Origin of the sequence: Methylobacterium sp. Leaf93, assembly GCF_001422345.1 — a bacterium.
GTDB classification, from domain to species: domain Bacteria; phylum Pseudomonadota; class Alphaproteobacteria; order Rhizobiales; family Beijerinckiaceae; genus Methylobacterium; species Methylobacterium bullatum.
Genome location: NZ_LMMS01000012.1, coordinates 17,322 through 31,617, shown reverse-complemented (window position 1 = coordinate 31,617; position 14,296 = coordinate 17,322). Strand labels below are relative to the sequence as shown.

Here is a 14,296-nt window from a genome sequence, read left to right as displayed (position 1 = left end):
GATCCTCAAGGGAGCGCGACGCTTTGACGGACGCAGCGAAGTACCATGGCCGCTATGCCTACAGCGCCCTGCCGGACCGCCCGGTCTACGATTGGCCGGGGGGCAAGCGCCTCGCCGTCTACGTGGCGCTCAATCTCGAGACCTTCGACTTCGGCTCGGGCCTCGGCGCCGAGCTGGCGCCCGGCGGCCCTCAGCCCGACGTTCTGAACTATGCCTGGCGCGATTGGGGCAATCGAGTCGGCGCCTTTCGGATGAAGGCCCTCTTCGATGAGCTTCGCCTTCCCGCCAGCGTGCTGGTCAACAGCCGGCTCTACGAGGATTGTCCCGGTCTGATCGAGGCCTTCCGGGCGCGGGGCGACGAGATCGTCGGGCATGGCCGGACCAATGCCGAGCGCCAGGGCGGTCTCGACGAGGATGGCGAGCGGGCACTCATTGCCGAGGCCACCGCCACCCTGACGCGGGAGGAAGGCAAGCCCCCCGCCGGATGGCTCGGCCCCTGGATTTCACAATCCCGCGTCACCCCCGATCTCCTGGCGGAGGCGGGCTACCGTTATCTCCTCGACTGGGCGCATGACGACCAGCCGGTCTGGTTCTCAACCCGCGATGGCGGTCGCATCCTCTCCGTGCCGTATCCACAGGAACTCAACGACATCCCCGCCATCGTCGCCAGGAAGGACTCCGCGCGGGACTTCGCCGCCATGATCGTCGACGCGTTCGACGAGATGCTGGTGCAGTCGCGGGAGGCCCCCCTCGTCATGGGGATCGCTCTGCACCCCTACATCGTCGGCCAGCCGCACCGGCTGCGGCCGCTGCGGGAGGCGCTCGCCCATATCGCCTCCCATCGCGACGAGATCTGGCTCGCCACAGCCGGAGGGATCGCGGACCGCGTGATGGCGAGCGCGGTACCCGATCCGCGATAGGGCGGACGCCACGGGGCAATCGCCTGGGACGGCGAGACCGGCCACACCGTCCGTCATTCGCCGGTCAGAGATGCGGTATAAAAGGGTGGAAGGCGCCGGAACCTTGCGCCATATAGGGGACATGACCGAAACATCGACATACCCCTACACCCTGGAAATCCTCAGCCCCCGCACCGAGGGCGCGACCTATCAGTGGGCCATTCGCAAAGGCGGCAAGCTCGTCCAGCGCTCGGATCGCAGCCTGACCAGCGAGGCCAAGGCCCGCGAGAACGGACTCGCCCAGATCGAGAAGCTTCTTTCCGGCTTCGGCGAGCGGTAAGTTCGTCGTCCTTCGATCAGGGTTGCATGAGCGGCGGCTGATACATCAACGCGGCAATGCCGTGGAATGCGCGCGCTTCGAAGAAGCCCATGTCGGGAATGCCCGGCGTGGGCTTCTTTCGTTTCCAACGTAGTACGTTCGTCCGCGAACGGTCGGTCCGTTTCGTCAGCCTGGATATCGCAGGTTCTGCCGGGACATCGATGCCGGTGAAACACCGGCAGGATGAAGCGGCAGGCTGCTTTGCAATTTTTCTGGCATATTATATCCCAGTGGTGCATTCCTGAGATCGATTGCTGGGAGGCTGTTTCATGGCGAAGCCGATACAACCCGATCGTCCGATTTGGCCCCAACTCCCGGACAAGCCCGGCGACATCGATCCGGATTTCGAAGATCAACATCCGTCGAACGAGCCCGCGCCGAGCCTGCCGCAAGCCGGTCGTTCATCCGCCGACCCGGCGGAGGGTAACGAACCCGTGCGCCTGCGTTGAGCGTCGAATTCAATCCCGGTGAAAATCGAGAGGCGCAGGCCCGTTTAAGACGATCCCGCTGCGAAGCTTGAAACCTCTCGTCGGCTGCGTTGGTTGACGTCCCAGAGATCCAATCGTGAACTTCGGGACATTCGATGACGAAGAGCGCCGCGTTACTCGCCAGTGTGTTGTTGACTGCCTCGGTGCCTGCCTTCGCGCAGTCGACGGGTCCTGCCGAAATCAAACAGCCGGGTCCGGCGCGCATGACCTCGCCGGGCACGTCGGATGTGCCGGTGGTCAAGCCGGGCGGCATCGATAACAGCGGTCCGGGCTCCATCGGGACCGAAGCCTATGGGGCTACCGGCGCGGAGAGCCGCTCGAACAATTCGGGGGCCGCGGGCAACGCCAACAAGCCGGAAGTCGCGATCCCCAACACCGGCGGTGGCGGCGGCCGATAGACGGAGGCGATGAACGACCGACCGGCCCGCGTGAGGGGGGCACAATCGCGGGCCGGTCGATGTACCGCGCATTCCTGGCCTGAACGCGCGATCTTTGGAATGACCGGTGGGGCCGGGCACAAACGAGGTTCTGTTCAGGACGTGGCCGGATGAGCCATCGAGGCCTCGCCCGGCGATGCCCGCTCTCCCGCCGGCGCCCGCTTCACGCGGAACCAGAGGGCGTAGAGGGCCGGGAGGAACAGCAGGGTCAGCAAGGTGCCCACGCCGACGCCGCCGATGAGGACGTAGGCCAGCGCTCCCCAAAAGACCGAATGGGTGAGCGGGATGAAGGCGAGCATGGCGGCGGCGGCGGTCAGGATGACCGGGCGGGCGCGTCGCACGGTGGATTCGACGATGGCCTCATAATCCGACAGGCCCGACGCCCGGTCATGATGGATCTGATCCACCAGGATGAGTGTGTTGCGCATGAGGATGCCCGACAGGGCGATGAGACCGAGGATCGCGTTGAACCCGAACGGCTGATGAAAGATCAGCAGGGTCGGCGCGGCGCCTACGAGGCCCAGTGGCGCGGTGGCGAACACCATGAACATGGTGGCGAAGGAGCGCACCTGGATCATGATGACCGTGAGCGTCACGATCAACATGATGGGGAACACCGCCACCAGCGACATCATCGCCTTCGCGCTTTCCTCCACGGCACCCGCCGTATCGATGCGGTAGCCGGGCGGAAGCTTGGCCTTGATCGGTTCCAGCAGGGGGAAGATCTGGGCGTGGATGTCCGGCGGCTGTTTCCCGTCGAGGACGTCGCCCTGCACCCGGATGTAGCTTTCCCGGTTATAGCGCTTCAGCACCGCATCCTCGCTGCGGCTCTCGAGCCGCGCGACCTGGGAGAGCGGCACCTGGCGCCCGTCCTTCGTTGCGAGGGTGAGGTCCCCGACTTCGCCGAGCGAGCGCCGTTCCGGACCGGGGCTGCGTAGCAGGACATCGACGGAGCGCAGGTTCTCTCGCACCTGGGTCGCCGGCATACCGTTGAGGTAGCTCTGCAATTGCTGGCCGGCCTCCTTCGGTGTCAGGCCGATCAGGCGCAGTCGCTCCTGGTCGAGAGCGAGATGCAGGTTGGGGGTCTTGTCGCCCCAGTCGAGATGGACCATCCGCATTTTCGGGTTGGCCGCCATGACGTCGCTGACCTCGGCGGCGATGCTCCGGATCACGTCGAGATTCGGGCCGACCACCCGGAAGGCCACGGGGAAGCGGATCGGCGGCCCGAAGACGATCTGCAGGACACGCACCCGTGCCTCGGGGAAGCGCCCCTCGTCAACGAGTTTTCGGACTTTGGCCCGCAGGGCATCGCGGGCGTGGGCGTCGGCCGTCTGAACGACGATCTGCGCGAAGGCGGGATCGGGCAGCTCGGGATCGAAGGACAGGACGAAGCGCGGCATGCCCTGACCCACATAGCTCGTGATCTCACCGGCTTCCGGCAACTCGCGCAGGGCGGTTTCCAGCCGTTTCACGCTGGCCTCGGTGGTCGCAAAGGCCGAGCCCGCCGGCAGGGTCACCTCGACGATGAGCTCGGCGCGCTCCGAGTTCGGGAAGAATTGCTGCTCCACCTTACCCATGGCCACCACCGCGCCCGCGAACAGGGCCACGGTGATGCCGGCCGCCATCCATTTGTGGTCGACGGACATTCGTACGAGGCGGCGCAGACGCTGGTAGTTCTTGGTGGCGTAGATCGCGTCGTGGCCGCCTTCCACCCGTCTGATGTTCGGAAGGAGCTTGACCCCGAGATAGGGCGTGAAGGTCACGGCCACGATCCAGGAGATGATCAGCGAGAAGGCCACCACCCAGAAGATGTTGCCGGCATATTCGCCGGCCGTGGACGCCGCGAAGCCCACGGGGAGGAAGCCCGCGATGGTGACGAGGGTGCCCGTCAGCATCGGTGCGGCGGTGGCGCTCCAGGCATGGGTCGCCGCCTCGATCCGGTCGGCGCCCTCCTCCATGCGCACCACCATCATCTCGATGGCGATGATCGCGTCGTCGACGAGGAGGCCCAGCGAGATGATGAGGGCGCCCAGGGTGATGCGGTCGAAGTCGCGACCGGTGATCATCATCACCACGAACACCGCCGACAGGGTGAGCGGCACGGCCAGCGCCACCACGATTCCGACGCGAAATCCCAGCGCGGCGAGGCTGACCACGATCACCACGCCGAGCGCGGTGAAGAACTTGACCATGAACTCGTGGATGGCCTCGTCGATGACCTTGGCCTGGTCGGTGATCTTCGTGAACGAGATGCCGACAGGCGTTTCATGGTGGATCGCGATCTCCTCGGCATTGAGCGCCGCGCCGAGATTCAGCCCGTTGAAGCCGGGCTTCATCACGAGGCCGAGCATCAGCGCGGGCTCGCCGTCGTTGCGGATGGCGAAGGTCTTCGGATCCTCATAGCCGCGCTTCACTTCGGCGATATCGCCGAGCTTGAAGCTGCGATCGCCCGCCGCGACGGGCAGGTTGCGGATTGCATCGAGCCCATCGATGGCGCCGTCGAGCCGGAGATAGACGCGCGGTCCCCCCGCCTCGACGAATCCGGCCGGGGTGACGTCGTTCTGGTTGGCGAGTGCCGCCAGCAATTGCTGGCCGGTGATGCCGAGGGTGGCGAGGCGCTGGTAGGAGATCTCGACGAAGATCTTCTGGGCCTGCTCGCCGAGGATGTTGATCTTCTCGACGCCGGGTACGCGCAGCAGGCGCTGGCGAAGCTCCTCCGCCCGCATCACCAATTGCCGGTGCGGCAGATCCTTGGCCTGGAGTGCGTAGAGAGCGAAGTAGATGTCGGAAAACTCGTCGTTGAACAGCGGCCCGAGCACGCCGCGCGGCAGGCTGGAGGCCTGGTCGGAGAGCTTCTTGCGCGCCTGATAGAACTCCGCCTGGAGCTTGGCCGGAGGCATGTTGTCCTTGAACAGAACCTTCATCAGCATGAGGCCGGGCCGGACCGTGGTCTCGACGCGGTCATAGTAGACGAGCTCCTGCAGGCGCTTTTCCAGCGGATCGGCAACCTGGCGCTGCATCTCTTCGGTGGTGGCGCCGGGCCATGCGGCCGAGACCACCATGACCTTCACGGTGAAGGCGGGATCCTCGGCCCGACCGAGCTTCTCGAAGGCGAAGAAGCCGGCGCCGGTGAGCGCGATCAGCAGGAAGAGCGTGACCGCCCGTTCCCGGACGGCGAGCGCGGAGAGATTGAAGCCGCTCACGGTGCCACTCCGGTCGTGCCGAGGGGAGAGACCCGGACTTTCTGCCCGGCCTTGAGGAGATGCGCCCCGAGGGCGACGATCCTGTCTCCGGGATTCAGGCCGGAGACGATGTCGGCGCTCTCCTCGGCCATGCGGGCGACGGCGACGGATTGGGCCGTGACGGTCTGGGTCTCCGCGTCGTAGCGCCAGACCGACGCGCCCTTCCCCTGGTCGAACAGGGCGCCGAGCGGCACCGCCACTGCGGTCGCCCGTGCGGCGTCGGTGGATTTGAGTTGAAGCGTCACCGTGGCGCCGAGCGGTGAGGTCTCGCCGCCGCCCGAGAGAATGTAGCGCGCCCTGTAGGTCCGGGTCGCGGCATCCGCCGTGGCGGAGAGCTCACGCAGCCGCGCCGGATAGGTCACCTCGCCCTCCGCATAGAGGGTGGCCGAGGCCTCGCCCTGCGCGGCGCGGCGTCTGCCCTCGGGCAGGAACACCTCGGCCTCGCGGGCGCCGTCTCGCGCCAGCTTCACCACCGTCTGCCCGGCGGCGACCACCTGGCCCGGCTCGGAGGGCACCTCCATCACGACACCGTCGGCATCCGCCTGCAACTCGGAGTACCCGGCCTGGTTGGCGATCTGGCTCGCCTGCGCCTCGGCATTGGCGAATTGCGCGATGGCGGAATCGGCCGCCCCCTTGTTCTGGTCGTAGGTCTGTTTCGAGGTCCAGCCATCGGAGACGAGCTTGCGGCTGCGCTCCTCATCGGCCTTCGCCTTGATCATCTGTGCGCGGGCCGCCTCCACCGAGGCACGGGCTGCATTGAGCGCTAGGCTGAAGTCGGTCCGGTCCAGGCGCATCAGCGGCTGGCCCCGCGTCACCCGATCCCCCGGGTCGACGAGCCGTTCGAAGATCTTGCCGCCGACGCGAAAGCCGAGATTGCTCTCGGTCCGAGCCCGGACGACGCCGGTATAGCGCGAGATCCCTCCGCCACCCCGCGCGACCTCGACGGTCTGGACCAGGGGCGGTTGAGGCGACACGGCAGTCTCACCGGGCGAGCAGGCCGCCAGGGCAAGACCGACAATCCCGAGGACAATCCTCGCATCCATCACGCATTCCCCCGCAACCGTACCATCAATAAGATGATGATCGTAATATATTCGGGCGTGGGTCAGCGTCAAGGGTGTGGCGGGAGTATGCTGAAGCCATGCAGGAAGCCGGGATGGCGACGGCGCGACCGTGACGGTGCGCGACCGTGACGGTGTGCGACCGTGACGGTGCGCGGCCGGCAGCATCACCGTCGCCGACCCGCTCTTCGAAGCGAAAGCGGCGGCCGAGGGAGATCAGACAAATTTGGTAGCTTCGGCCAAAGCGGCGCAGCCGTGGGACGCCCGCGGCGATCGTATTCCGCTCACCATGTTCCGAGCGCCGAGCGATCGATCAGGAGCGGCAGCGAGGCGCCGGGACACGTGCTGATGCCCGGCAGCGACGCATAACTCACTGGGACGTCGGTCGCGGCGCCGGGAAGGGCTCATTCCCGCAGGGGGCGAGCCTCAAGGATGGCCGCCAGAATGAAGGGACGCTTCATCAGCGGACCGGTATTACCGCGGTTGACGAAATCGTTCGCACCGGGATGTCGTCGCACGGCTTTACCGAGATCGAGCCGGTAGCCCTCCTTAAAGACGAACGGGGGCGCCATGGCATTCGCGAGATACGTTTCGACAGCGGCCGCCACCTCCTCCTGGGAGATGAGGTTCAGTTTGCACAGGGCGGCTGTCGTCAGCTTCTCGGTCATTCGGAACGGTAAGGCTGCGGGGCGATCCCCGCAACCGTCCCGCCGTCGCGCCGTACCGAAGAAGACGGGTGAGCGTATGGCGCCGCCGTCTTACCGGTCGCGACGCTCCCGAACGGTGCCACGCTCTTCACGCCGCTCCATCCGCTCCTCGCGCCGATCCGGATCCACGCCGAGGACGCCCCCGACGGTGCCCGTCGCGGCACCGACCGCACCGCCGACCACGCCACCGACGGGACCGGCCGCGCGATTGCCATCCTCGATTCCGCGTTCGGCGCCCCGTACCGTCCCCTGCGCCTGAGCCGACGCGGCCAGGGCGAGGGGCGACAGAAGGACTGCCGCAGCGATAAGGGCATGTTTCATGAGGGTCTCCTCGACTGATGGATCGAACGGGAGGCTCACATGGGCGAGCCTACCCTGCGTGATCGGTCAACGGTCGAAAGACGGATTGGTCGCAAGCGTGGCCCTAAGGGACACGCTGCAGCGTCAACTGAGGCGTTCCATCGGCGCCGGATGGAGATAAGGAAGCGGTAGCAGGCCAGGGAGGCAAGTCGAAGGACGAAGCTCCTTGGATGCGAGCTCGCCGTTCCATTCGAACCTATGGCTTGACCGCAGCCTTCTTGGACGGCTCTGCGTGTTTGATGCTGCCCGTCTCGGAGACTCGATCCCGCGCCAGATCGAGGCGCTTCCTCGAAGCGACAAGCTCGCGCTGTGAGCTCGCAAGCTGACTCTTGGCTGCGTCGCGCGCGGCAGCAGCTTGTTGGAGTTCCTCTCGCGTAGAGGCGAGCTTGCCTTGCCACTCGCGCAGGAGATCGTTGTTCGCCTGTTCCAACGCTTTCTGGCGGTTGACCGCCCCGTCTCGATCCGCCTGCAGGAGGCTGACCTGATCAGTGAGAGCGCGGTAAGCTGAAGCTTTGTTCGCGAAGGCTCCCCATCCTGCAACAGCGTAGACTGCCAGAATCAAGTTCAACGCCACAGTACGTGTCGGCGTCCAAGCAAAAATCACCGCGAGTTTCCAGCGCAGAAGTTCAAGCAGGCGAGGCATGGACCGTTTGTCTCCCATCTCAACTGGGCGGACCCCCTGGTCCGAACGGCTGACCGATGAATGTCGAGAGAATGCCCGTGTAGCGTTAATGCTTGCTTACGGAGTGCGGGAGTGAGTCGCTCCTGAATGTATCACGAGGTCGCCGTCGACCACCGCCGCTACGCACGAGATTGCCGATCAACCGCCGCGTCGCCGGTACCGTCCCGCTGGAGTTCTTCCGGCAAGGCCAGCGCAAGGTTCTGGCGGGCAATGAGATCGGTGACGCCGATGGGCCGATAAGCCCAGGCATCCACGCCGACATCGCATGAAAAGCGGGTATTGGGCAGTGATCCGTGGGTGTGGCCATAGAGATGCCGCGTCCCACGCCATAAGCCCGGCCAGGCCCGATGGGCGTAATGAGCAAGGAACAGTCGCCATTCCCTGCCAGCGGCATCGCTTACGGTGATCCGCGCACTTTCCTGCGGCGGCTCTACCCATGACAGTTCGAGGACCCGATTGGTGTCGTGATTGCCGCGGATCAGCCGCTTTCGCCCCCTCAAGGCAGAAAAAATCTCCGCGCAGCGAGCCCGGGTGGCGCGGGCCGCGAAATCGCCGAGATGCCAGACGTCGTCGTCGTCGCCGACGACATCGTTCCATCCCTTAATCAAGGCCGCGTCGTGATCATCGAGCGATCCGAACGTAGCTCCCCGCTGACGCAGAATGTGCGAGTCTCCAAAATGTGTGTCGGCTGTGAAGAAGGTGGCCATGTGACTCCGACGGCGCCGGGTGCCTCGAGCGGTCGCCTGCCATTCAAACGCCTACACTTCGCGGGGGATCGGTACGCAGAACGAAAAGTCGCGTTGATGAGCACGCTGCCATGCACTCCCATCGCTCGGCTTCACATGCGCGGCGAAGTCCAGCGGGATGCAGCTTTGGTCGACACAAGCCGATACGAATTACATAGTAAATTGGCGGGGCGCCGGTCGCTAGGCCAAATCCCCAATATTCGCAATAGTTTGGCTCGGTCAAATGGCGGAGGGAGCGTCAGCCATATTGATGTTAAGCACTAGCCAGCATAGTCGAGAATCCATGCTGTATCAATGGCTTAGCTTATGTGCCTTATGCGAGCTTGTCCATGGTAATCCGCCTGCAGCCCACATAAAGTGTGGGCGACATTAGTTCAACGGACACTAAAGGAAAGCGAAAAGGCCGCCATCCTGACAGAGCGCTCACCGCTGTGCAGGTTCGAGCGCTTAAGGCTGCAGGACGGTATGCAGATGGCCATGGCCTCTACCTTGTTGTTGAGCCGTCAGGTTCGAAGTGATGGCTTCTGCGGATCGTTATCCAGGGTACCCGGCGCGACATCGGATTAGGCGGAGCCAGCCTTGTCACGCTGGCTGAAGCCCGCGGAAAGGCTTTCGCCTACCGCAAAACTGCTCTGGACGGTGGCGAACCGCTCGCCGAACGGCGCAAGCCCGTTGAGACGATCCCAACCTTTGCCGAAGCGGTCATACGGGTCTTCGAGGAGAACAAGCCCTCGTGGAATAATGCGAAGCACGCCGCGCAATGGAAGACCGCCCTCGAAACCTACGCGAGTCCGTTTTTCGGGAGCCGGTGAATGGATCAGGTCGGAACACCCGATGTGCTTCGCGCCCTGTCGCCGATCTAGCTGACAAAGCCCGAGACAGCGCGGCGGGTGCGTCAGCGGATTGGCACCGTGCTCGATTGGGCCAAGGCCGCCGGCTATCGTGGCGGCGATAATCCTATTGATGGGGTTAGTCGGGGGCTGCCGAAGCAAGGCGAGCGGGAAGAGCATCACGCGGCATTGCCCTATGCTGATGTTCCCGCTTTCGTTGCGAGACTGCGAGGATCCAGCGAACAGGGCGAAATTGCCCTATTAGAGCCGTGCCCGCTCAGCTTGGATCATAGGCATCGTATCCAGCGGCGGTGAGATAGTTGCGGCACTCGTGCGGTCGGAAGGCAGAGAAAGCTTCTCGAATGGCGATGGTCAGGTCGTCGGCGGTTCGCGATGCGGCGGTCCGAAGGAGGGCTTTGACCTTGGCAAAGACTTGCTCGATGGGATTGAACTCGGGACTGTAGGGCGGGAGGTACAGCACCCGTGCGCCCACCGCCTCGATGGCCTCGCGCACCCCGGCGACCTTATGGGCGTTCAGGTTGTCCAGGATGACGGTATCGCCGGGCTTGAGCACCGGAGCCAGGGTGTCGGTGACGTAGGCCCGGAAGCGCATGCTATTCGTGGCTCCATCGAAGACGGTTCTGGCGATCAGTCCCGTGGCGCGCAGGGCGGCGGTGATGGTGGTGGTCTTGTAGTGAGGCACGGCGATCCGGCAGCGCTGGCCGCGTGGCGCGCGACCGTAGCAGCGAGCCATCTTGGTCGTGGCGGCCGTCTCGTCGAGGAAGACCAGGCGATCTGGATCGAGATCGGGTTGGCGCTCGAACCAGTCCTCGCGTGCGGCCTTCACATCCGGCCGCTCCTGCTCGGCCGCGTGGACAGCCCCTTTTTACGGGTGATCCCATGCCGGACGAAGAAGCGTGACAGGCTGCTCGTGCTTGCCCGGACGCCCCGTTCCGAGAGCCTGTCGCGCAGTTCCCGCAGGAAAGAGAGCGGGTGCTCTTCGTAGACCCGAAGGATTAGGGTCGCCTGCGCTTCCAGGCGCTGCGAGTTGCGGTCGCCGCCCATGGGCCTGGGCGCGATCCGCCCGTCCTGTCGAAAACGTTCGTGCCAGCGGATCGCGCTGGCCGCTCCGACGCCGAAGCGTTCAGCCGCCTGACGCCGCGAAGCGCCTGCTTCAATCGCGGCCACGACACGCTCACGCAAATCGACCGACAGGGCTGAAGGCATGGCGATCCTCCCTCATCAACCCCTCCAGTGAATCACACACGATCCAAACCGCCTACCCCAAACGATTCAACCCGCCGTCGGGCACGGCTCTAAAGAGTACGACTGAAATGGGTGGAGTGCAGTCCGGCTGCTTTCGGCGGCGTGCTATGCTCAAGCAGAAATAGGCCCAAGCGACGGGTGCCAGACGACTGGCTTAGCTGCTCTCAACGGCAAGGCGGAGAATGCTATGAACCTGCCAGCATCAGCGAACCCTAGAGAGAAGCACCAGCACTTGCTTCGAACGCGGCAATGAAGATCACGAACACCATCGCGCTTTTGCGCGATGTCAGAGCTAGACGTTTGGTCATAATGATAGCCGACCCACTGATCCGCTTTTGACCCTCAAAGTTCCGCGCCAAATCAACTTAGAGTAAGCGGGCTGCCTGATACTAATCGGGTGGCCTGTTTCATTATGGGGCAGGCTGCAAGCGGTTTGTGATGTGCAACGGGTGGGACATAGAGCGTTCCCACATGCTGGAGCGGGTCTATCGGCGAAATCAGATCCTTATGCCGAACCGTCTCGCACCCTCTCGAACGCTTATGCGGGTTCGAGGATCTTAGTTGGCCGCCCGATGGGGTGCCAAGTTGGTTTCTCGTGGACCTCTCCGACCAACGACTGGCCCGATGCAATGGCGACAGCACCATCGGCCGATCCCAGACCCTTGAATGTCTACGGCGCCTGCTCTCCCGGTGCCGGGCATGCGGGACCGCCTTCCACGGCTATCGTCTCGGTGTCGATGGCGTCGTCCAGGTCGACAGTTCGAGGTGGCGGATCGAATGCCCCCGAGCCGCCCAGGCAGGCCGCCCGCTCGGGTGTACCGAGTTCCGTCTCACCCTGCGCACGGCCGCGCCTGCGGACTGAAAGACCATCGTCCCGGGGCCGACCAGCGAGCTCCGCGATCCTAATGCGTCCCTTATAAAATCGTCCTCGCTTCCGTCTCGAACCCTAATGCGGTTCGCGTCCACATTGGAGCGGGGCGAGACCGATCATGCGTCGGCCCCCGAACCGAAACGGACCGACCATGCTCGACATCGTCTTCATCGCAACCGGGCTCGCCTTCTTTGGCCTGGCCGCCGGCTACGCCGTCCTCTGCGAACGCCTCTGAGGCCCGCCATGACCCTCGACCTGACGCTTGGCGCCCTCGTGACCCTTGGGCTGCTCGGATACCTCACCTACGCCCTCGTCCGCCCCGAGCGGTTCTGAAGGAAGATCTCCGATGACCATCAACGGCTGGATCCAGATCGCGCTGTTCTGCGCGGTCATCATCGCGCTCGCCCGCCCTCTCGGCGGATACATGACCCGCGTCTTCACGGGTGAGCGAACCGTCCTCTCGCCCGTCCTCGCTTCCGTCGAGCGCGGGCTCTACCGCGTCGCCGGCATCGATGCCGCCCAGGAGCAGCACTGGCTGGCCTACGCCCTCTCCATGCTCGCCTTCCACGTGCTCGGCTTCCTGGCCCTGTACGCGCTGCTGCGCTTCCAGGCGGTGCTGCCGTTCAATCCGGATGGGCAGTCGGCGGTCGCGCCGGATCTGGCCTTCAACACGTCCACGAGCTTTGTCACCAACACGAACTGGCAGTCCTACGGCGGTGAGACGACGATGTCGTACCTTACACAGATGCTGGGCCTGACCCACCAGAACTTCCTGTCCGCCGCCACCGGCATCGCGCTCGCCGTCGCCCTGGTGCGTGGCTTCGGCCGCGCTTCCGCCAGCACCGTGGGCTCGTTCTGGGTTGATCTCACCCGCACCACCCTCTACGTGCTGCTGCCGTTCTGCATGGCACTGACGCTGTTCTACGTCTGGCAGGGCATCCCGCAGACGCTCGGCGGTGCCGTCGAGGCGACGACCCTGGAAGGCGCCAAGCAGACCATCGCGGTCGGCCCGGTGGCGAGCCAGGTCGCGATCAAGATGCTCGGCACCAATGGCGGCGGCTTCTTCAACGTCAATGCCGCGCATCCGTTCGAGAACCCGACCGCCCTCTCGAACTTCGTCCAGACCCTCTCGATCTTCGCCATCGGCGCGGCGATGACCAACGTCTTTGGCCGGATGGTCGGCGACGAGCGCCAGGGCTGGGCCATCCTGTCCGCCATGGGCGTGCTGTTCCTCGCCGGGACCGCGGTGGTCTACTGGGCCGAGAGCGCGGGCAGCCCCATCCTCAACTCGTTCGGGCTGACCGGCGGCAACATGGAGGGCAAGGAGGTCCGGTTCGGCATCGTCGCCTCGGCGCTGTTCGCAGCCGTCACGACGGCGGCGTCCTGCGGCGCGGTCAACGCCATGCACGACAGCTTCACAGCGCTCGGCGGCATGATCCCGATGATCAACATGCAGCTCGGCGAGATCATCGTCGGCGGCGTCGGCGCCGGCCTCTACGGCATCCTGGTCTTCGTCATCGTGACGATCTTCGTGGCCGGACTGATGGTCGGCCGCACGCCGGAATACCTCGGCAAGAAGATCGAGGCCCACGAGGTCAAGATGGCGATGCTCGCCATCCTGTGCCTGCCCCTGATGATGCTCGGCTTCACGGCACTCGCCACCGTGATCGCCGCCGGCCTCGCCGGTCCCGCCAATGCCGGCCCACACGGCTTCTCGGAGATCCTCTACGCCTTCACCTCGGCGGCGGCGAACAACGGCTCGGCCTTCGGCGGCCTGACGGCCAATACCGCCTTCTACAATACCACGCTCGGCCTCGGCATGCTGTTCGGGCGGTTCTTCGTCATCGTCCCGGCGCTCGCCATCGCAGGCTCGCTCGCCGCCAAGAAGACCGTACCGGCCTCGGCCGGGACCTTCCCGACCCATGGCGGCCTGTTCGTCGGGCTGCTGGTGGGCGTGATCCTCATCGTGGGCGGCCTGACCTTCTTCCCGGCGCTGGCCCTCGGGCCGATCGTCGAGCACCTCGCCGGCGGCCTTGGTCAAACCTTCGCGGCGGGGGGCTGAGATGCAACTTACAATGCTGCCATCCCGCGACCGCGCCGCGATGCGGCGCGCCCTGGCCCGTCACAGGCCGCGGTCCCAGCCCTGGAGCCGGATCGAGCGCAACCGGAAGGACATCCGGGTCTCGGACGTCATCCTCGCCATGCTCGGCCTGGCCATGCTCGGTGCCCTCGGCCTGCTGGCCGGGGTCGCCCTCCTCGGCGGTGCGCTCGCACCTTGAACCCCGCACCACGGCGCGGGACCGCGCCGACCCCCAAGACGTCTTCCAA

The 14,296-nt window shown here is 65.1% G+C and carries 15 protein-coding genes; 8 read left to right on the top strand and 7 right to left on the bottom strand.

Features of this window, described 5'->3' with window-relative positions; all coding sequences use genetic code 11:
• The first annotated feature begins 23 nt into the window (after positions 1-23).
• From ASF26_RS08770 to ASF26_RS08755, 4 genes are all read left to right on the top strand, one after another.
• Entirely contained in the window at positions 24-920 is an 897-nt protein-coding gene (locus ASF26_RS08770; RefSeq protein WP_056252331.1) for a polysaccharide deacetylase family protein, read from the top strand.
• A gap of 121 nt (positions 921-1,041) precedes the next feature.
• Entirely contained in the window at positions 1,042-1,239 is a 198-nt protein-coding gene (locus tag ASF26_RS08765) for a hypothetical protein (protein ID WP_018042694.1), read from the top strand.
• Between the two features lie 89 nt (positions 1,240-1,328).
• Positions 1,329-1,523, top strand: a complete 195-nt coding sequence (locus ASF26_RS22640; RefSeq protein WP_156462924.1) for a hypothetical protein — start codon at positions 1,329-1,331, stop codon at positions 1,521-1,523.
• A gap of 338 nt (positions 1,524-1,861) precedes the next feature.
• A complete protein-coding gene (locus tag ASF26_RS08755) occupies positions 1,862-2,164 on the top strand; it encodes a hypothetical protein (protein WP_056252324.1) in 303 nt (100 codons plus the stop codon).
• 134 nt (positions 2,165-2,298) lie between these two features.
• On the opposite strand, the gene ASF26_RS08750 is transcribed toward ASF26_RS08755, so the two are convergent.
• From ASF26_RS08750 to ASF26_RS08725, 6 genes are all read right to left on the bottom strand, one after another.
• Positions 2,299-5,406: an efflux RND transporter permease subunit gene (locus ASF26_RS08750; RefSeq protein WP_056252319.1), complete on the bottom strand. Its 3,108-nt coding sequence runs from the start codon at positions 5,404-5,406 to the stop codon at positions 2,299-2,301.
• Positions 5,403-6,488 (bottom strand): efflux RND transporter periplasmic adaptor subunit, encoded by a 1,086-nt coding sequence (locus ASF26_RS08745; RefSeq protein ID WP_056252317.1) that lies wholly within the window; start codon positions 6,486-6,488, stop codon positions 5,403-5,405. The genes ASF26_RS08750 and ASF26_RS08745 overlap by 4 nt, the downstream gene beginning before the upstream one ends.
• 422 nt (positions 6,489-6,910) lie before the next feature.
• The gene (locus tag ASF26_RS08740; RefSeq protein WP_056252313.1) at positions 6,911-7,174 is read right to left on the bottom strand and encodes a hypothetical protein; all 264 of its coding nucleotides are present in this window, start codon (positions 7,172-7,174) and stop codon (positions 6,911-6,913) included.
• A gap of 90 nt (positions 7,175-7,264) precedes the next feature.
• On the bottom strand, positions 7,265-7,534 hold the full coding sequence (locus ASF26_RS08735) for a hypothetical protein (protein WP_018042689.1): 270 nt from the start codon (positions 7,532-7,534) through the stop codon (positions 7,265-7,267).
• A gap of 235 nt (positions 7,535-7,769) precedes the next feature.
• Positions 7,770-8,216, bottom strand: coding sequence for a hypothetical protein (locus tag ASF26_RS08730; RefSeq protein ID WP_056252308.1), 447 nt, complete (start codon positions 8,214-8,216; stop codon positions 7,770-7,772).
• A 158-nt stretch (positions 8,217-8,374) separates the two neighbouring features.
• A complete protein-coding gene (locus ASF26_RS08725; protein ID WP_056252305.1) occupies positions 8,375-8,962 on the bottom strand; it encodes a metallophosphoesterase family protein in 588 nt (195 codons plus the stop codon).
• 563 nt (positions 8,963-9,525) lie between these two features.
• On the opposite strand from ASF26_RS08725, the gene ASF26_RS23740 reads away from it, so the two are divergent.
• Positions 9,526-9,813 (top strand): hypothetical protein, encoded by a 288-nt coding sequence (locus ASF26_RS23740; RefSeq protein ID WP_348271083.1) that lies wholly within the window; start codon positions 9,526-9,528, stop codon positions 9,811-9,813.
• A gap of 295 nt (positions 9,814-10,108) precedes the next feature.
• Here ASF26_RS23740 and ASF26_RS21960 read toward each other — a convergent pair.
• Positions 10,109-11,058, bottom strand: a protein-coding gene (locus ASF26_RS21960; protein WP_156462922.1) for an IS630 family transposase whose coding sequence is annotated in 2 segments (ribosomal slippage) — positions 10,109-10,707 and positions 10,707-11,058 — 951 coding nt in all. Because the reading frame shifts where the segments join, the coding sequence is not laid out codon by codon here.
• Positions 11,059-12,211: 1,153 nt separating this feature from the next.
• Here ASF26_RS21960 and ASF26_RS08705 point away from each other — a divergent pair.
• From ASF26_RS08705 to ASF26_RS08695, 3 genes are read left to right on the top strand one after another with little or no spacing between them, the layout of a single operon-like run.
• Complete coding sequence (locus tag ASF26_RS08705) at positions 12,212-12,301, top strand: K(+)-transporting ATPase subunit F (RefSeq protein WP_036267122.1); 90 nt, start codon at positions 12,212-12,214, stop codon at positions 12,299-12,301.
• Between the two features lie 13 nt (positions 12,302-12,314).
• Entirely contained in the window at positions 12,315-14,030 is a 1,716-nt protein-coding gene (gene kdpA, locus ASF26_RS08700; RefSeq protein WP_056252288.1) for a potassium-transporting ATPase subunit KdpA, read from the top strand.
• 13 nt (positions 14,031-14,043) lie between these two features.
• Positions 14,044-14,247, top strand: a complete 204-nt coding sequence (locus ASF26_RS08695; RefSeq protein ID WP_056252287.1) for a hypothetical protein — start codon at positions 14,044-14,046, stop codon at positions 14,245-14,247.
• Positions 14,248-14,296: the final 49 nt, after the last annotated feature.

Bases quoted from the DNA above. Each gene is read 5' to 3' on its own strand.
- ASF26_RS08765 (WP_018042694.1), top strand. From the start codon at position 1,042: ATGACCGAAACATCGACATACCCCTACACCCTGGAAATCCTCAGCCCC.
- ASF26_RS22640 (WP_156462924.1), top strand. From the start codon at position 1,329: ATGTCGGGAATGCCCGGCGTGGGCTTCTTTCGTTTCCAACGTAGTACG.
- ASF26_RS08695 (WP_056252287.1), top strand. From the start codon at position 14,044: ATGCTGCCATCCCGCGACCGCGCCGCGATGCGGCGCGCCCTGGCCCGT.
- ASF26_RS08735 (WP_018042689.1), bottom strand. From the start codon at position 7,534: ATGAAACATGCCCTTATCGCTGCGGCAGTCCTTCTGTCGCCCCTCGCC.
- ASF26_RS08725 (WP_056252305.1), bottom strand. From the start codon at position 8,962: ATGGCCACCTTCTTCACAGCCGACACACATTTTGGAGACTCGCACATT.
- ASF26_RS08730 (WP_056252308.1), bottom strand. From the start codon at position 8,216: ATGCCTCGCCTGCTTGAACTTCTGCGCTGGAAACTCGCGGTGATTTTT.
- ASF26_RS08740 (WP_056252313.1), bottom strand. From the start codon at position 7,174: ATGACCGAGAAGCTGACGACAGCCGCCCTGTGCAAACTGAACCTCATC.
- kdpA (WP_056252288.1), top strand. From the start codon at position 12,315: ATGACCATCAACGGCTGGATCCAGATCGCGCTGTTCTGCGCGGTCATC.
- ASF26_RS08705 (WP_036267122.1), top strand. From the start codon at position 12,212: ATGACCCTCGACCTGACGCTTGGCGCCCTCGTGACCCTTGGGCTGCTC.
- ASF26_RS08745 (WP_056252317.1), bottom strand. From the start codon at position 6,488: ATGGATGCGAGGATTGTCCTCGGGATTGTCGGTCTTGCCCTGGCGGCC.
- ASF26_RS08755 (WP_056252324.1), top strand. From the start codon at position 1,862: ATGACGAAGAGCGCCGCGTTACTCGCCAGTGTGTTGTTGACTGCCTCG.